Source organism: Secundilactobacillus yichangensis (assembly GCF_016861565.1).
Classification (GTDB): domain Bacteria; phylum Bacillota; class Bacilli; order Lactobacillales; family Lactobacillaceae; genus Secundilactobacillus; species Secundilactobacillus yichangensis.
In genome coordinates, this window is sequence record NZ_BOLK01000011.1 from 41,988 (window position 1) to 60,485 (window position 18,498).

Consider the following 18,498-nt stretch of genomic DNA (forward strand, 5'->3'; position numbering starts at 1 on the left):
GAATTAATTCTTCTACTTGGTTAACTTTTGCTTGTAATTTTAATTTATGGTGGTAATATATGTTTTGGTAATTGAGCGGGCGCTCAGTCTAAAAACGAACTGCTTTGAATGTTTGGATCAAGGAAATGATAACTTGATATGGAATTAAACGTAGACGCTTAAGGTTATATCAAATTTGGATTTCAATGACCAACCGAATTTCTAAGCCAATAGAAAAGAGGTTTTTATGATGAAAGAAACAGATACAGAGAAACACAACTTCGTCCAAGATGTTGACGGTGAAGGTAAGAGTCTTGATGAAGTAAATGGTTCAGTTGCAGTCCCTAAAAACGGGGGTTTCTGGAAAACGCTAATGGCTTATACCGGACCAGGTATTCTAATTGCCGTTGGCTATATGGATCCAGGTAACTGGATTACGTCAATTGCTGGTGGTGCACAGTTTAAGTACAAGCTATTAGCGGTTATTTTAATCTCTAGTTTGATTGCAATGCTGCTACAGGCCATGTCCGCTAAGTTAGGAATTGTAACGGGTAAGGATTTAGCTCAGCTGACCCGTGAACGAACTAGTAAGGGTGTCGGCTTTATTCTTTGGGTGATTGCTGAATTAGCAATTATGGCAACGGATATTGCTGAAATCATTGGTTCTGGGATTGCTCTCAAGTTGCTGTTTAAGATCCCGCTGGTTGTTGGGATTCTGATTACAGCCGCTGACGTTTTGATTTTACTGTTACTGATGAAGTTAGGCTTTAGAAAGATTGAAGCCATCGTTGCCACGTTAGTAGCCGTTATCCTGTTAGTATTCGCATACGAAGTTGCGCTGTCAGACCCAAGTATTGCTGGGATCCTTGGCGGCTACATTCCACAAACCGACATTGTCACTAATCATTCGATGTTATACCTGTCATTAGGGATTGTTGGTGCGACGGTTATGCCTCATGATTTATATTTGGGGTCGTCAATTTCGCAAACCCGTCAGCTTGACCGTTCAAAACCAACCGATATTGCCCGGGCAATTAGATTTTCAACGATCGACTCTAATTTACAGCTGTTCATTGCCTTCATCGTTAACAGTTTACTGTTAATTCTTGGTGCGGCACTGTTCTTTGGTACGAACAGCTCATTAGGGCACTTCGTTGATTTGTTCAATGCTTTGAGCAACAGCCAAATTGTTGGTGCAATCGCCAGTCCAATGCTCAGTATGTTATTCGCTGTGGCACTGCTGGCTTCAGGTCAAAGCTCCACGATTACTGGGACGTTAGCCGGACAGATTATCATGGAGGGCTTCATTCGTCTTCGGATTCCGTTATGGGCTCAAAGATTAGTCACCCGTTTACTATCTGTGACACCAGTGCTGATCTTTGCGATTATCTATCATAGTAATGAAGCTAAGATTGAAGATCTGCTGACTTTCTCACAAGTATTTCTGAGTATTGCCTTGCCATTCGCAGTTATTCCGCTTGTGATGTTTACCAGCAGCAAAAAGATTATGGGCCAGTTTGCCAACCGGGCTTGGGTAAAATACAGTGCTTGGATAGTAACAGTCATTTTGATTGTGCTGGACGTTTACCTTCTTGGACAGCAAATAGTTGGCATGATGAAGTAAGACTGTAGGGACAGATTTCAGTGATAAATTGAGAGGCTGTCTCTTTTTTATACCGTGAAAAGCTGCAAAGTGGGGATTAAATGATGAGTAAAAATGAAACCAAGAGTGACCAGCATAAAGAAAAAATCCTAAAGATTTCCCGGGAAATGTTTGCCCAGCACGGGTATGAAGCAACCACCACACGGATGATCAACCAAGCCGCGGGAACGGCAGAAGGCTTGATGTACTATTATTTCCCGCATGGCAAACACGAAATCTTGGATACGATTGTGTATCAGGGAATTATTAACCGTGTTAATCAGCTGCACATCGTGTTTACCGATTGTCATACAAAAGCTGACCTTGAAGAGCGATTGATGCAGATTTTTGAGAGTGTTTGGCAAGTTTTTCAAGATAAGGAGAACTATCAGTCATTCGTGATTACAATTCATGAGCGGATGCTGTTATCTGATGATCAGGCTAATTGGCTGCTTCAGATTTTAGAGGGACTTGTTGATGAGATCGCCAAACAGCTAAAAAGTGCGCCAGTTCTTCAATCAATGTCAGACCACCAGTTCCGGCCATTAGCACGGGTAATCGTCTCCATTTTTCAAAAGGTCATTTACGATGAGCTATTGATTAAGGATAACCGGCAGCTAACCGAGCAGATGAAAGCTCAGATCAGACCACAACTGAGCGTGGTGCTTTAAAAGTAGAAGCATGTCTACTGACCAATGACGGTTTTGAGACATGCTTTTTTGCTGCCTGCCACTGCGCTATACTAGTCAGGTAAATGTTTTTTGTGGGAGGCCGATATGCTACACGCTATTTTAATTACAATTTATCTAATCGTAGCAGGTGCTACTGCCGGTTTTTTAAGTTCGGTAGCTGGCCTTGCTTCTTTGGTTTCCTATCCTGTGCTATTAAGTGTGGGTGTACCACCGGTAAGTGCGGACGTGACGAATACCGCCGCCCTTATTTTTACGGGGTTAGGGTCGACGATGTCGTCTACTAAAGAGCTTAAAGGCAACCATACCACTATGTGGCACGTCGGACTTCTAACGGCGTTTGGTGGCATTATTGGCTGTTTGATTCTGGCCTTTCTGCCATCTTCAAGTTTTGAACACGTGGTGCCGTTTCTGATTTTTCTGGCGGCGGTAATGATGATGGTTTCAGGTAACAAGAAACCGGCTGCTAAAACAAATCAACCGATAAAATTAGGGGTCCGAATACTTAAAAATATGGCCATCTTTCTGGTCGGTATCTATATTGGTTATTTTGGTGCTGCAGCCGGTATATTTATGCTGGCAATTTTAACCGTGACACTGGATAAACCCTTTGTGGTAAGCAATGCCATCAAGAACTTCTCATCGCTGTTAACAAACGTGATTTCGCTGATCATTTACGCCTTCACCATTAAAGTTTATTGGCTAATGGCGGTTCCCTTAGCGGTGGGGATGTTTATTGGCGGCTATGCTGGTCCGGTGGTGATTCGTCACGTGCCGGTTAAACTATTGCGAAATTTGATTACGATTGCTGCGTTTTGCCTCTCCGGCTACCTGTTCTACACGGCCTACTTTGGCAAATAGGGCAATCTTGACATTCTTGTTCAGTTCCCGTATGCTGTTTGGAGTTAATTAAATCGCTAATAGCTTGGCCATCGTCGGGTGGCTTTGATAGGCAGCTACTTCTAGTCGCAGATGCAGCGTCTCAATGACGTTGAAGGCTGGAACGGGTGCCTTTTTCTATGCGAGTTGAAGAGGAGAAGTTAATCATGGCGTCAGTAGTTTTACGTGGGATGTTGATTAGTTTTGCGCTAGTTTCATCCATTGGGCTACAAAATCTGTTCGTTTTTAACAGCGCGATGAGTAACCGAATGCAACGGGCGCTGCTGATCTGTGCCTTTGTGTGGATCGCGGATACCACGCTAACAACCGTTGCCTTTTTAGGAATGGGTGCTCTAGTGAGCCGTTATCTTTGGCTTAAAATTATCATCATGTTCCTCGGGGGACTAATCGTAGTGTGGACGGGGATTGGTATTTTACGGTCAGCCAGCCAAATCGAACTTGGCAAAAATGATTCACAAATGCCGTTAAAAGAGGCTTTTGCCAGTGCCTGGATCGTGACGTTTGCCAATCCGCAGGCGATTATTGACACGGGTGTGACCATGGGCGCGTTACGTGGGACCCTGATCAATGCAGAAGTGCTGCCCTTTTTAGGCGGTATTATCATTGCTACGGCTATTTGGTTCTTTTCAATCACCATTATCGTTGGGGTTCTAAAGAGCCGGCTGCCAAAGCGGATACTGATATGGGTCAATATTATTTCGGGGATTATCGTAGTTGGCTATGGTATCCTGTTGCTTATTAATGCGCTCCGGTTAATTTTCTAAATTAAAAAACAGCCTTGAATCAGGCTCGATAATGGTTATCGGTCTTGATTCAAGGCTGTTTTTTATTGCCGTTGAAGACGCAGTGCGTTCATAATTGCAATCATTGTTACGCCAACGTCTGCAAAAACGGCTTCCCACATCCCAATGATGCCGAATGCACCGAGAATCAGGAAGATAATTTTAATCATCAGAGCAAACGTGATATTTTCCCAGACAATTTGTTTCGTGCCTTTGGCGATTTGGATGATTGTCGCAATTTTGGATGGCTGATCATCCATAATGACGATATCAGCAGCTTCGATAGCAGCGTCGGCGCCTAGACCGCCCATGGCAATGCCCACATCCGCTCGGGCAAGTACTGGTGTATCGTTGATGCCGTCACCAACAAAGGCGACCCGATGGCCAGCAGTATGGGTGAGATCTTCAATTTTTGAGACCTTTTGTGCCGGCAGCAGCTCTGCTTCTACGTGGTTTAAGCCCAGTTCGTGACCAATCTGATCGGCAACCCCTTGATTGTCACCAGTTAATAGGACTGCGTGTTCAATGCCTAGTTGCTTAAGTGTACTAATTGCAGTTTTAGCGTCCGGCTTAGGCTGATCAGCAACTTTAATACTGCCGGCGAACTGGTGATCAATTGCAACGTAGACCGTTGTACATTCCACTTGAGCAGCTGGCATTGCGATGTGATTTTCACTCATTGCTTTAGCATTACCCACCACAACGTCCTGGGCGTTGATCGTTGCCTGAATACCGTGCCCAGCGGTTTCGTGAATGTTTTGAACATAGAACTGACTGAGATCACCTTGGTAGGCGGTCGTGATAGAACGAGCGATAGGGTGGTTAGAGTGTTGTTCTGCCGCGGCTGCGATCCCTAATAACTGCTGTTTGGTCAAAACTGCAGGCTGAATCGCATTCACCGTGAATTGCCCCTGAGTTAAGGTACCGGTTTTATCAAACGCCACGGTGTTCACTTGCGTTAAAGCTTCAAGAAAGTTGCTGCCCTTAACTAGGATACCGTGTCGCGATGCAGCGCCGATTCCACCAAAGAAGCTTAGTGGTACTGAAATTACCAAGGCACATGGACAGCTGATAACTAGGAACACCAGCGCACGGTTGATCCAAGTGGCCCAAGTACCTAATTGAAGCAGCGGCGGGAAAACCGCCAGCAAAACTGCGAGACCAACTACGATTGGCGTGTAGATTTTAGCGAAACGAGTGATGAATTTTTCGGTCACCGTTTTCTTTTGCGCGGCGTTTTGAACTAGGTCCAAAATCCGTGCCACAGTAGATTCCTGATAGGGTTTAGTGACACGGATATCAATGACACCAGTGAGGTTGATGGTACCGCTTAGAATGGTGGAACCCACTTGAACGTCACGTGGCAGCGATTCACCAGTCAGTGCTGAAGTGTCTAAACTAGTGTTGCCCTTTACTAATTGACCATCCAGAGCAATCTTTTCACCTGGTTTCACCCGAATGATTTGCCCGGGAGTGACTTGTTCTGGTTTCACCAGCCGTTCACCAGTAGTCGTCACAAGCGTAGCAGTTGTTGGCTTTAGCTTCAGTAGAGATGAAATGGACTGTTTTGACTGCTGAACAGCGAGATCTTCAAACAGTTCACCGATTTGATAAAATAGCATAACTGCGATAGCCTCAGGGTAGTCGCCCAGTGCAATCGCGCCAACGGTTGCTACCGTCATCAAAAAATTCTCGTCGAAAAAGTTACCATGAACGATGTTTTTCAACGATTTCCAGATGACCGGGTAGCCGATAATAGCGTAAGAAGCGATATAGAATAGAATTTTTGTTGCAGAGACTGGTAAACTAACAGCAATTAATAATATAATGGTTGAACTGGCGATCATTATTAAATCGCTTTTGTGTTCTAGAAAGTCACGCACTGTTTTAGTTGTGCGTGAAGAAATGGTTGCCAATTTCATTATTCTCACCTCGATACATATTGACATATGCACATATCTTAATATGTATTGTACCTGTCCTATTATTGAATTGCAAACGCATTCGCGGTTTTTGCAATGAAAAAGTACCCGAAAATGAACATTATGGAGGCAGTTAAGTCACTAATGGAAGATCCTAAACATTTAGAAATCGTTAAGCACCTGAAAGACCATTTAATTGTATCCTCGGAGTTAGAGAACGTTGTTGCCTTATTTAAAACCTTAGGCGACGTCACTCGCGTGCGGATTATCTTAGCACTTGCCGAATCAACGCTCAGTGTGACTGAACTGACAAAAGTTTTAGATTTAAATCAGTCTACAGTCTCCCACCAGCTGAGTTTGCTGAAACAGCAAAATCTCGTGAAGGGGACCCGCAGTGGTAAGAATATTCACTATGAACTGTCTGATAGGCACATCATGACCATCGTGGATCAGGTAAAAGCCCACGTTACTGAGCACGGAATGAGCTAGTTAAAACTGCATAAAATACCCTTAAATAGGCTGGCCTGAAAAAATTGAGGCTAGTCTATTTTTTGGTTGACATTTGTAAACGGAGCCGTTAATATATAGTTGTGGTTTACAAATGTAAACGTAAGGATAAATTCACTTTGGAGGCTTAAAAAATGCTCAGAATACTTGTTTTAATCATTGGCCTGTTACTAATCGGGTTCATTACCTGGTGGTTTTTCGGCAAGCATGCTATTGCAACTGAAACAGCCAGTGTAGCTGATGATATCCAGCAAATTGACGTTAACGTCAACGGCGGATATTCACCCGAAAGAATCGTTTTAAAGCGGGGAGTTCCAGCAACTCTGAACTTTACCCGTCGTGACCCATCAAGCTGTTTGGACCGGGTGGTTTTTCCGGATTTTGGGATTAACCGTGAATTGCCAAAGGGGGAGCAGCAGTCAATCCAAATTGATACCAGTAAAGCAGGCGAATACCAGTGGGCCTGCGGCATGGATATGTTCCACGGCAAGCTGATCATTAAGTAAGTGCAATCGATAAAAGTTTTGGAAAGTGGTGAGTAGACATGTCGATCACAAGTCGTTTTTGGATCTCATTGATCCTGTCCCTACCAATGTTGGCGGAAATGATTCTACACCCGTTTGGCTGGATGCTGCCCGGCGGTGAATGGACAATGTTAGTGCTGACGACAGTCATTATGGCAGTTTCAGCCGGACCGTTTTGGCAAAGCGCTTGGGCTTCCTTTAAGAAACACCATTCTAATATGGATACATTGGTGGCAATTGGAACAGCGACAGCTTATTTTTATAGCGTTTACGCCATGATTACTCATCAAGCTGTTTTCTTTGAGAGCGCCGCCTTTGTGACTACCTTTGTATTACTGGGTCAGGTGTTTGAGGAACGGATGCGTAACAACGCTTCTAACGCCGTTGAAAAATTAGTCAATCTGCAGGCTAAAGAAGCCAATGTGATGAGGAATGGTGAGTTGATCAAGATTCCTTTAAGTGAAGTCAGCGTCGGTGATTTGATTCGCGTAAAGCCGGGCGAGAAAATCCCGGTAGACGGTGTTATCACTAATGGCAGCTCCGCAATTGATGAATCTATGGTTACGGGTGAAAGTATGCCAGTTGAAAAGCATACTGGTGATCGGGTGATTGGCTCTACGGTCAACAGTAACGGTACGTTTTTGTTTAAGGCTGAAAAGGTTGGCAGCGACACGATGTTATCGCAGATTGTTGAACTTGTTCGAAAGGCACAGAACAGCCATGCGCCAATTCAAAAGTTAACCGATCAAGTTTCCAATATTTTTGTGCCAATTGTTTTGATTCTTGCCATTTTGACCTTTCTCGTTTGGTATGTATTGTTAGGTACTAGTGTTGCTAACGCTTTGATTTTTGCGGTTTCAGTAGTTGTAATTGCCTGTCCATGTGCGCTGGGGCTGGCAACGCCCACAGCGTTAATGGTGGGCACCGGCCGTTCTGCTAAAATGGGAATCCTCATTAAGAATGGTGAAGTTCTAGAAGCCGTAAACGATATTACTACTGTAGTCTTTGATAAGACTGGCACCATTACAATGGGGAAACCGGCAGTTACTGACATTGTTGGTGATTCACAGCGGGTACTATCTTTAGCGACCAGCTTGGAAGCTGATTCGGAGCACCCATTAGCTGCTGCCATTTTAGCTAAGGCTAAGGCGGAAAAGGTTTCTCCAACCGCTGTAACGGATTTTCACGCAGTTGAAGGTAAGGGTGTAGAAGCTATAGTGGACGGAAAAGCAGCTTTCATTGGCAACGATAAGTTACTGACAGATGACTCGGTGTCAGCTGATTTAAAGCAGCGTGCCGTGGCATTGCAGGCGGAAGCAAAGACGGTGGTTTTTGTGGGTATCGGTGATGAAGTGATTGGCTTGATTGCAATTCAAGACGCATCAAAAGCAACTTCGAAAGAAGCCATTGCTGCTCTAAAAGCACGTGGTCTCAAGACCGTGATGCTGACGGGTGATAACGAACGAGTGGCTAAGGCGATCGCTGATCAAGTCGGAATCGATTCAGTAATTGCGGATGTCCTACCAGCTGATAAGGCGAACCGCGTTCAAGAACTTCAGAAAACTGGCAAGGTAGCCTTTGTAGGCGATGGTATTAATGACGCACCAGCTTTGACCGTTGCGGATGTCGGTATTGCTATGGGGTCGGGTACCGATATTGCCATTGAATCTGGTGGTATCGTACTCGTTAAAAATGACCTCCGCGATGTGGATCGGGCATTGGCAATCAGTCGTAAAACTTTTAACAGGATCAAGCTCAATTTATTCTGGGCGTTCATTTACAACGTTTTGGGGATTCCTGTTGCAGCGGGAATTTTCTACGGCATTGGATTAACTTTGAGCCCGGAGCTGGCGGGCCTCGCGATGGCGTTCAGTTCGCTGTCAGTGGTCACGAGTTCCGTTTTGTTAAACCGTGCCAAAATTACCAGCAGCGTTTCAAAAGCTGTTTAGTTGAATTTAACGAATCACGTGTCAAAATAATAGCAGCCTAATCATCAGTTAATTAACAGGTGACTAGACTGCTTTTTAAAATGGTTAACAATGTGACAACTCTCAGTAATCTCCCATTTTTCTCAAAAAGCTGACCGTTATAATGGTTTGAGTAAACCTTTTGAAAGTAGGAATTGACTGTGAAACCAAATGAACCCGCCCCAAAAGGGAATTTTGTCGGTCTTATACCGCTGATTTTCTTTCTTATCCTCTATATTAGTTCGGGAATAATTACTGGCAGCTTTGATAATATGCCATTGCTAGTGGCAATGATGCTGGCTAGTATCGTTGCCTTTTTGCTGAAAGACGATAATCGTAAGGATACTTTTAACGACAAATTAACCGTGTTCTTTAAGGGTGCCGGTCAAGAAACTATGATTTTAATGATCATTATTTTTCTGCTGGCCGGCGCCTTCTACTACGTCACGAAATCTATGCATGCCGTGGAGACTATTACTGATATTGGGTTAACCTATCTGCCTAAGTCCTTCTTAGTCCCAGGAGTTTTTATACTTGGCTGTATTTTAAGTTTCGCAATGGGGACCTCTATGGGAACTGTTGCTGCTTTGATGCCAATCGCGGCCAGTATTGCCCAGATGGCACATATCAGTATGCCATTAATGGCTGGAGTGGTGGTCAGCGGTGCGATGTTCGGTGATGATTTATCACTGATTTCTGGATCGGCCATTGTGTCGGCGAAGACCCAGGGTGTGACGATTTTTGATAAATTCAAAACTAACGCTATCATGGTTGTTCCAGCAGTGTTCATTACTATTGTACTATTAATGACCGTTCATGTAGGTCACGCGAACATCAGCAGCCTGGGGACGATTCACTGGCTGAATATTTTGCCATATATTGTGGTAATCGCATTATCGTTTATGAATATTAACGTGTTAATCGTCCTGCTAATGGGAATTGCGACTGCAACGGTAATTGGGATTAGTGTCGGTAGTTTCGATTTTATTGGCGCATTAGATTCGATTCATAAAGGGATGCTATCCATGGCTGATATTTCACTGATCTCTATTGTAGTCGGTGGTTTAGCAGCCTTAATGACGCACATGGGCGGTATTCAGTGGTTATTAAATAAAATCACAAGACACGCCCATGGTGCGCTAGGTGGCAAATTCGCCATTGCTGCTTTGATTCTCTTACTGGATTTAATTACCACTAATAATACCGTTTCAATTATGATCGCAGGGCCGATCTCCAAGGACCTGTCAGAGACGTACCACATTTCGAAGTCGTATACTGCTAGCATTTTGGATATCTTTTCCTGTGTTGGCCAGGGATTGATTCCGTATGGCGGTCAATTGCTAATGGCGGGTGCCATCGCACAGGTTTCGGCTGCGTCGATCGTACCATACAGCTGGTATTGCGTGGTATTAGGCATTGTCTCGATTCTTTTCCTAGTCAGCCGATTTTCACCGAAAGCAGAACGGGTTAAAATTTAAGCTAAAAATAACCTGATTTTCCATCCTTATTCATGGAAAATCAGGTTATTTTAGTTAAGCATCAAATGATAAAAATTAGTCGTTCAATTGAAATTTCAGTTTCATTTGCGGTTCACCCAGTGCTAACATTTGGCCCAACAGAACGTTAGAGTTCTTCTTGGCAATGTCAGCCATCTGGTTATTAACCTTTTCGAGGTAAGCAGATAAGTCAGACTGGTTAGCGGATTCTTGGTCAGTCTTGATTTGAAGGTTCCGGCATTGTGCAACGGTGTGTTCTTCAAACAGGTTTTCCTGATCTTCAAAAAGTGCGAAGTCGCGATCGCCGATTAAGGCTAGGACGTTTGGCAGCCAGTACATATTGGTTGGATCGCAGTTGCCAGTCGTATTTTTATAGGATTCTGGTGTATCGGTAACGTTAGCGTAGAAGGGTACGACGGAATTAAAGGTGTTCGGACCAAAGGCAAGCCAGTGAATTCCAGCAATTTCGGCTGGAACATCATTGCGAATTTGCAGAATATGCAATTCCTGGTTCCGGTTGATGCCAATTGGACGAAACTGTTTCTTTTGAGCTTCGGTACCGGTACCATAGGGATCATATGGTGTATTTTGATAATGAGAACTCAAAACAAACTTCATATCTTCAATGGAGATTTTCTTATTAGTCCGGCAGATAAATGGCAGATCCTGATCGATTGGAGTGGTATCAAATTCTGGATTGAAGTACTTTTGACCGTACCATGCCCGCGGGTTGTTGTAGCGGGTATCTTTGATAGTGGCGCTACCAAAGATGTGACGTAAATTAACCTGATCCTTGTCTGGATTCATATGGTACTTTTCAATCATGTCAGGCAGATCTTTCGCGAATAAGGTGTCGTCTGAATTGAAGTCGAATTGATCAATGTTCAGACGGTTAGGTGCGATGACGTAAGCATCGTCCGGGATCCGAATGGCAGCCCAGTGATGACCGCCGATCGATTCAAAGTACCAAACCTCATCCTTATCGGAGAAAGCCATGGCGTTCATTTCATAGGTCCCATACTTTTCCAGCAAACTGCCTAAACGTTCAACGCCTTCACGTGCTGAATGGCTGTAAGGTAGGGTAATGGCTGTGATATCTTCTTCACCGAGGCCCTCTTCAACTAATGGATCCACACCTAAAATACGAGAATTTGTAGTGATGGTTTCGGTAGCCGTCATTGCAACATTATCACTGTTAATTCCGGCAGCAGCCCAGATACCGTCATCTTCCACCGCATTAGGCGTTGAGGTATAACGTAATGGATTATCCGGTAAATCAATTTCAAATTTGCTTAGAACCGCTTTGTAATGCCGAGGCTGGTCTTCGGGATTAACGACAACAAATTTTTGCGGGTTTAATGGACCGGCACCGTCCTCATTTCTTGCAATTATAGTGGAACCATCAATTGAAGCTTTCTTACCCACTAGCATCGTGGTGCAAGAGCCCTTGATCCGTTTAGTCATGCAAACACTTCCTTTAATTTAATTACTACTCCATTGTATCACGTTGGTTTATAACAGCTGTGTTTACTAACAATAACTTAAATGTTTCATGTGGAACAATTCCTGTAAATAAGAGCGGTTTGTCAGTCAAACAAGGTTGATTTAATTAATCTCCATAGCGTAAAGTATATAGTAAAGGGACATGAGGAGAGCTTGTAATTGAAATCAATCGTTAAAAACGGTATACAAATAATTCTCGGTGCGATGATTTATGCGCTGGCAATTAACTATTTTCTGATTCCTAATCGAATCGGTGAGGGTGGTGTTACCGGTTTAACAGCACTGGGATACTATACCTTTAAAATTTCACCTGCACTGACCAACATCGTCTTAAACGGAATTTTGGTATTAGTCGGCTTTAAATTATTAAAACGGGAGACGGTCTTTTATTCGCTATGGGCGGTTCTTTGGATCAGTATTTTTCTAAGGGTACCGGTTTTTATGCCGTACCATACTAGCCAGACAGTGATTGCGGCGATTGCTGGCGGAGTCTTGATGGGAATCTCAATGGGACTAATTTTTCGTGCCAAGGGGACAATTGCAGGGAGTACCATACTGGCTAAAATTGTTAACCGTTACTTAGGCATCCGAAATGGGTCAGCCATGCTGTTTTTTGATTTGATTGTGGCCATCCCGTCCGGATTGGTCATCGGATTTCAAAACATGTTATTAACGGTTATGGAACTATATGTTTCGGCGGTTGTGCTGAATAAATACTTGGATGCAGTAGGTGCCAAGCGTTCAGTACTCGTGCTTTCAAATCATAATCAAGACATTGGGAAAGCTTTGTCTGCTAATTTGGGGCAGGGTGTCACGATGCTGAAGGCAACCGGTTTTTATAGCCAACAGGATATGGATGCACTGCTATACATTTGCAGCAATCGAGACTGGACTGCAGTTATGCCGATCATTATGTCAGTAGATCCGGAGGCGTTAGTCGTGACGGATCAGGTTCGCAGTGTCCGTGGTAGCCATTTACCGGATCTGTAATTAAATAGTTCAGGAAGAAGCACCATTGAAAAAAAGGTGCTTTTTAATTTCAAGTAGTTTTAGGATACCCTAAAATATGTTATTATGTAGCATGGAGGTGGAAAATAATGACAACTATTTACATGCATCCGACGGCCCATTTCGAAAGAGTTAATTTATCTGATGGCAGTAAAGCAGCAGTCAACGTCGTAAAGACCCCCAAAGGGCAACGTTATCAGTTTTTGTTTAACGGTCATATGCATCCCAATTTCTGGTGCGACCAACCCATAAAGAATGGTCAAACAATCAATGTTACGTCGATCGATGGACCAGAGAAATTTCAAATTGAATTACGTTGATAAGTTGAAACATGGTCATATGTTAGTAGCGGATATGTGGGAATATTTCAGATTAGCAGCCTAAAGATAGTGGGATTATGTCCCGGGAAATACAAAAGCAAGGATACCAACCATTTTTGATTGATATCCTTGCTTTTGTTTATTCAGGACTTAACTGATACGATCCTTATGAAGATGGTCCCAGCGCATTCTAAATAGTTTGACGATTTCGGTGACGACTAAAACAATGAAGCCCATGATAATTGGAATCCCCCAGCCATAGTGGAAGTTAATGGCAGTGGTGTGGAAGACACCCTGCATGAATGGCAAGTAAATAATTGCCAGCTGCAGGATAATGAGCAAACCGATGATATAAAAGGCCATCTTATTCTGGAAGAAATACTTTGAGATAACTGGGTGGTTATTTCGCAAATTGAATAGGTAGAAGATCTTACCAAAAATCACAATGTTCAATGTCATGGTGCTGCCCATCAAAGCTGTAATGCCATGCCCAACCAGCATATCGTAAGCGAAGATACCTAAGCCGGCAATCAACAGTGAAACGTAGATTACCTCAACTACATCCATCTTTGATAGGATACCGGCTTTAACGTCTCGGGGACCGCGGAACATAATCCCGGATTCAACCGGCTCGAAAATGAAAGCAAACTGAATCGTTAAGGCGGATACCATGTTGATCCACAGCAGCTGCGTCGGGTATAGCGGTAATGACTGATCCATAATGATACTTAAAACCACAATCAGGCCTTCAGCAAAGCTAGTTGGTAACAGGAACCGAATGGTTTTACGAATATTATCGAAAACGTGTCGGCCTTCCTTAACGGCTGCCAAGATAGTGGTGAAGTCATCGTCGGCAAGCACCATGTCCGCGGCACCTTTAGCCACATCAGTTCCTTTGATACCCATGGCGACACCGATATCAGCCTGCTTTAGAGCAGGGGCATCGTTGACACCGTCACCGGTCATTGAAACCACGTGGCCGAGAGATTGCTGAGCACGAACGATCCGCAGCTTATCCGCTGGCGTTGTCCTGGCAAACACAGTGTAGTTATCAATCACATCAGCGAGTTCATCGTCTGAGAGCTGGTTCAATTCCGGTCCGGTAATGGCTTGAGGAGTGTCAGAAAGGTTTAGCTGGCGGGCAATTGCTGCAGCGGTTTCTGGATCATCACCGGTGATCATTTTAACTTGAATGCCGGCATACCTCAGTTTTTTAACGGCGTTGGCGACTTCTGGGCGTGGAGGATCAATGATTCCAACTAGGCCAACCAACGTTAACCCTTTACCAATCATATTCGGATCAATTTCGGTAATTTCCTGGGAAATAACCTGATAACCTAGGGCGACCACTCGTTTACCTTGGCGGGTTAGCTGGCTCATCTGTTCAGCCATGGCTCCGGTGTTAACCTTGCCACCCTGGTCTTGAATCAATTTAGCCAGGGTTTGAGGGGCACCCTTCACCATCAGGATACGCTGACCATTGTAATCAACGAGTCGAGCAGAATAGCGGAAGGCTGAATCGAAAGGCAATGAGTCGATTTCATTCACTGTCGGCTCGTCGTGGTTTAGCTTATGAAATAGTGCTGTTAGGGCGCCATCGGTTGGTTCTCCGGTCAGTACCCATTGACCGTCTTCTTCATTAAAGACGGCATCGGAAGTTTGACCTGCAATTTGAACTAACCAGTTTAAATGTTCATTATGCTGCCAATCAACGGGCTGACCGTTGGGATCTTGAATCTGGCCTTCAGAATCATAGCCAACACCGGATACTTGATATTGATGTTCCGGTGTCAGGATATCGGTAACGGTCATTTCGTTTTTAGTTAAGGTACCCGTTTTATCCGTATTAACGATATCCACAGCACCAAGTGTTTCCACCGCAGGGAGGGTTTTAACGATGGCGTTTTGCCTCGTTAACTGCCGAGTCCCCATAGCTAGGACAACTGAGGTACTTGCTGGTAGGCCTTCAGGCATTGAACCAACAACCATGGTGATAACCGCAATCAGCAGAGTTGGCAGACTGTAAACGTGAATTACTGCCCCTAAGACGAAGAGCAAGATAGCAGCGACCACAATGGCGATGGAAAGACCGACACCTAGACGGTTCAGATTTTGCATCAATGGTGTTGGCTTGGCCTTAACTTCAGCCACGTCTTGTTGAATCTTACCGATTTCGGTATGAACACCGGTGGCAACGACCACGCCTAACCCAGAACCGCTAGTAACAGCTGTGGACGCGAAGGCTTGATTACGGCGTTCAGCTAGGGGAACGGTCTCGGCGTCGATGGGTTCTTCAATTTTCTCCACTGAATCTGTTTCACCAGTTAGTACTGATTCTTGAATGTTTAAATTATCAGCTTCAATTAGCCTCAGATCAGCTGGAACTGAATCGCCAGCTTCTAGCCGTACGAGATCGCCTGGAACTAATTCTCGGGAGGGCAAGGTGATTTTCTGACCGTCACGGATCACAAAACTCTCCGAGACCAATAAGTCTTTAATTTTTGCTAACGCGTTGTCAGCGGAAATTTCCTGAAAATATCCAATAAACGCATTAGCGATAATCACCAGTCCAATAACGATGGAATCGGAATAGCGGTGCAGTACAAAGGTAATGATGGCCGCCGCTAATAAAATGTAGATGATACTGTTGTTGAACTGTTTAATAAACCGCAACAAATTTGATTCTTTCTTTGCTTCCAACTCGTTGGGACCATGTTCTGCAAAGCGTTTCTTAGCTTCAGCCGTGCTGAGCCCGTCTTCACAGTTAGTCTGCCAGTGCTGTTCTAGTTCAGAAGTCGATTGGCGCCAAATTTGTTGCTGGCTGGGTCCGGCGTCCTTTTTTTCGTCGGTTGCCGTGGGTGTAACTTGATTATTATCTGACTGAGTTGCCATATATGAATCATCCTTTCGTGATTAACGGTTGATTAACGGTCTGGTAATGCCAAATTGACGAATAATTCTCTCAATATTAATCCCTTCTTTCTTTATTTCTATGTATTAGATTAAATATTAATAATGGAAAATACAAGTTAAAATGCCTTAAAATCGGATAGTTTGCCCAGATTGTAAAAAAAAAAATTTAAAATATTTTAGGCACGGCTAAAGTGTGTTCTCTTATGCATGAAAGCGTCCTCATAAGTAGTAGAAAATGTTAAGGAACACCTAAATTCTATTTTACAAACGTAAAATAAAATGTACAATAAACATGCTTAACAAATTCATGAAGGGTGGCACTTATTTTGAAGGATCAAAAAACACCACGTAAGCACCATTTGATCGAATACGCCAACGGTAAATCGTTGGAAGAGATCAATGGATCAATCGATGTTCCAAAAGGGAAAGGTTTTTGGAAAACATTATTTATGTACTCAGGACCTGGCGCACTAGTCGCGGTGGGTTACATGGATCCAGGTAACTGGTCAACTTCAATCACTGGTGGTCAAAACTTCCAGTACTTGCTGATGTCTGTTATCTTAATGTCAAGTTTGATTGCGATGTTACTGCAATACATGGCAGCTAAACTTGGCATCGTGACGCAGATGGATTTAGCACAAGCCATTCGGGCTCGTACTAGCAAGTCACTAGGGATTGTTCTTTGGCTTCTAACAGAATTCGCAATTATGGCAACTGATATTGCGGAAGTTATTGGGGCTGCCATCGCGCTTTATCTATTATTCCATATTCCATTGGTATACGCTGTTTTCATTACCGTTTTTGATGTTTTGATATTGCTATTATTAACCAAAATTGGGTTCCGTAAGATTGAAGCAATCGTCGTTTGCTTGATTATGGTTATTTTACTTGTATTCGCATATGAAGTTGCTTTGTCAAATCCTAATTGGGCCGGTGTTTTTGGTGGTTTAATCCCTACTAAAGATACGTTCTCAAGTTCAATTAAGGCTGGCGGTAGTACACCATTGACTGGTGCCTTAGGTATCATTGGTGCCACTGTTATGCCACATAACTTGTACTTGCACTCTGCTATTTCACAAACCCGTAAAATTGATCATGCCGATGAAGATGATGTGGCACGTACCGTTCGTTTTACAACTTGGGATTCAAACATTCAATTATCACTGGCATTCGTTGTTAACTCTTTGCTGCTGGTTATGGGTGTTGCCGTATTTAAGACCGGTGCTGTTAAAGACCCTTCATTCTTCGGTTTGTTCCAAGCTTTGTCTAATTCATCAATGCTTAGCAATCCAATTTTAATCAGTGTTGCTAAGTCTGGTGCATTGTCAGTACTGTTTGCCGTTGCACTGCTTGCTTCAGGTCAAAATTCTACCATTACCGGTACTTTAACTGGTCAAGTCATCATGGAAGGTTTCATTCATATGAAGATGCCTCTATGGGCACGTCGGTTAGTGACCCGTTTGATCTCAGTTATTCCTGTTCTGATCTGTGTTGGTATGACCAGCGGTGAAACACCTATTCAACAACACGAAGCGCTTAACACGCTGATGAACAACTCTCAAGTCTTCTTGGCGTTCGCCTTACCATTCTCAATGCTGCCATTGTTAATGATGACAGATAGCAAGCTTGAGATGGGTGACCGGTTCAAGAACACCTTGGTTATCAAGATTCTAGGCTGGTTCTCAGTTATCGCTTTAACCGTTTTGAACATGAAAGGTCTGCCAGACAACATCGAAGGTTTCTTACCTGCAAATGCCTCTGCTGCAGATTTTGCAATGGCTGACGATATTGCCTACTTCCTAATCGCATGTGTTGTTGCCCTACTAGTTTGGATGATTATCGATTTGCATAAGGGTAACAAGCGTCTCAAAGCTAAGCTTGGTGTAGCAGAATAAACGGAGGATCATAATGTCTAAAAAGACTGAATTTCAGCATATTTTAGTTGGTGTTGATGACTCCGAGGATGCCCTGTTGGCATTTCGGTATGCTATTGCTACGGCTAAGCAGCGTCATGCAGCATTGACCATCGTTTCAATTCTTGAAGATAGTGATGTTAACGTGTTTCAAGCAATGGATAAGGATTATATCCATGGGGAGCGCAGCGAACTTGAGGAACATATTAAGACGTACGTTCAGCAAGCTAAAGACGCTGGTGTTGAACAGGTTAACGCGTTAGTTTCTGAAGGGAAGCCTGCTGAGGTGATCGTCAATGACGTGATTCCTCACGTTCAACCAGATGTACTAATAATTGGTTCAATTGCTAAAAAGGGCTTGAAGCGCCGTGTTGGTTCTCAAGCTGCGTATATGGCTAAATACGCACCAATTTCAGTTTTAGTCATTCGTTAA

General features: G+C 43.7%; 15 protein-coding genes. 12 read left to right on the plus strand and 3 right to left on the minus strand.

Annotated elements, in window-relative coordinates; translation table 11 throughout:
- Positions 1-229 precede the first annotated feature (229 nt).
- The 4 genes from JUE95_RS09205 (at position 230) to JUE95_RS09220 (ending at position 3,974) form a co-directional block, all read left to right on the plus strand.
- Complete coding sequence (locus JUE95_RS09205) at positions 230-1,603, plus strand: Nramp family divalent metal transporter (protein ID WP_203650987.1); 1,374 nt, start codon at positions 230-232, stop codon at positions 1,601-1,603.
- An 83-nt stretch (positions 1,604-1,686) separates the two neighbouring features.
- Entirely contained in the window at positions 1,687-2,292 is a 606-nt protein-coding gene (locus JUE95_RS09210) for a TetR/AcrR family transcriptional regulator (RefSeq protein WP_203650899.1), read from the plus strand.
- A 105-nt stretch (positions 2,293-2,397) separates the two neighbouring features.
- Positions 2,398-3,171, plus strand: a complete 774-nt coding sequence (locus JUE95_RS09215) for a sulfite exporter TauE/SafE family protein (protein ID WP_203650901.1) — start codon at positions 2,398-2,400, stop codon at positions 3,169-3,171.
- A gap of 185 nt (positions 3,172-3,356) precedes the next feature.
- The gene (locus JUE95_RS09220; protein ID WP_203650902.1) at positions 3,357-3,974 is read left to right on the plus strand and encodes a LysE/ArgO family amino acid transporter; all 618 of its coding nucleotides are present in this window, start codon (positions 3,357-3,359) and stop codon (positions 3,972-3,974) included.
- A 62-nt stretch (positions 3,975-4,036) separates the two neighbouring features.
- On the opposite strand, the gene JUE95_RS09225 is transcribed toward JUE95_RS09220, so the two are convergent.
- Positions 4,037-5,914 (minus strand): heavy metal translocating P-type ATPase, encoded by a 1,878-nt coding sequence (locus JUE95_RS09225; protein ID WP_235995397.1) that lies wholly within the window; start codon positions 5,912-5,914, stop codon positions 4,037-4,039.
- A gap of 96 nt (positions 5,915-6,010) precedes the next feature.
- Between JUE95_RS09225 and JUE95_RS09230 the strand changes: the two genes are divergently transcribed.
- From JUE95_RS09230 to JUE95_RS09245, 4 genes are all read left to right on the plus strand, one after another.
- Complete coding sequence (locus JUE95_RS09230; protein ID WP_373305684.1) at positions 6,011-6,403, plus strand: ArsR/SmtB family transcription factor; 393 nt, start codon at positions 6,011-6,013, stop codon at positions 6,401-6,403.
- Positions 6,404-6,555: 152 nt separating this feature from the next.
- A complete protein-coding gene (locus JUE95_RS09235; RefSeq protein WP_203650903.1) occupies positions 6,556-6,927 on the plus strand; it encodes a cupredoxin domain-containing protein in 372 nt (123 codons plus the stop codon).
- Positions 6,928-6,965: 38 nt separating this feature from the next.
- Entirely contained in the window at positions 6,966-8,894 is a 1,929-nt protein-coding gene (locus JUE95_RS09240) for a copper-translocating P-type ATPase (RefSeq protein ID WP_203650904.1), read from the plus strand.
- Positions 8,895-9,073: 179 nt separating this feature from the next.
- Complete coding sequence (locus tag JUE95_RS09245; protein WP_203650905.1) at positions 9,074-10,390, plus strand: Na+/H+ antiporter NhaC family protein; 1,317 nt, start codon at positions 9,074-9,076, stop codon at positions 10,388-10,390.
- Positions 10,391-10,465: 75 nt separating this feature from the next.
- On the opposite strand, the gene JUE95_RS09250 is transcribed toward JUE95_RS09245, so the two are convergent.
- Positions 10,466-11,872, minus strand: coding sequence for a C69 family dipeptidase (locus JUE95_RS09250; protein ID WP_203650906.1), 1,407 nt, complete (start codon positions 11,870-11,872; stop codon positions 10,466-10,468).
- Between the two features lie 198 nt (positions 11,873-12,070).
- On the opposite strand from JUE95_RS09250, the gene JUE95_RS09255 reads away from it, so the two are divergent.
- Both JUE95_RS09255 and JUE95_RS09260 read left to right on the plus strand, forming a co-directional pair.
- The gene (locus JUE95_RS09255) at positions 12,071-12,901 is read left to right on the plus strand and encodes a YitT family protein (protein WP_268920921.1); all 831 of its coding nucleotides are present in this window, start codon (positions 12,071-12,073) and stop codon (positions 12,899-12,901) included.
- A 107-nt stretch (positions 12,902-13,008) separates the two neighbouring features.
- A complete protein-coding gene (locus JUE95_RS09260) occupies positions 13,009-13,239 on the plus strand; it encodes a hypothetical protein (protein ID WP_203650907.1) in 231 nt (76 codons plus the stop codon).
- A 150-nt stretch (positions 13,240-13,389) separates the two neighbouring features.
- Here JUE95_RS09260 and JUE95_RS09265 read toward each other — a convergent pair whose 3' ends face one another.
- The gene (locus tag JUE95_RS09265) at positions 13,390-16,131 is read right to left on the minus strand and encodes an HAD-IC family P-type ATPase (RefSeq protein WP_203650909.1); all 2,742 of its coding nucleotides are present in this window, start codon (positions 16,129-16,131) and stop codon (positions 13,390-13,392) included.
- A gap of 344 nt (positions 16,132-16,475) precedes the next feature.
- On the opposite strand from JUE95_RS09265, the gene JUE95_RS09270 reads away from it, so the two are divergent.
- Positions 16,476-18,047 carry an Nramp family divalent metal transporter gene (locus JUE95_RS09270; protein WP_203650994.1) on the plus strand — a complete coding sequence of 524 codons (1,572 nt, stop codon included), beginning with the start codon at positions 16,476-16,478 and terminating at the stop codon, positions 18,045-18,047.
- Positions 18,048-18,060: 13 nt separating this feature from the next.
- A complete protein-coding gene (locus JUE95_RS09275) occupies positions 18,061-18,498 on the plus strand; it encodes a universal stress protein (RefSeq protein WP_203650910.1) in 438 nt (145 codons plus the stop codon).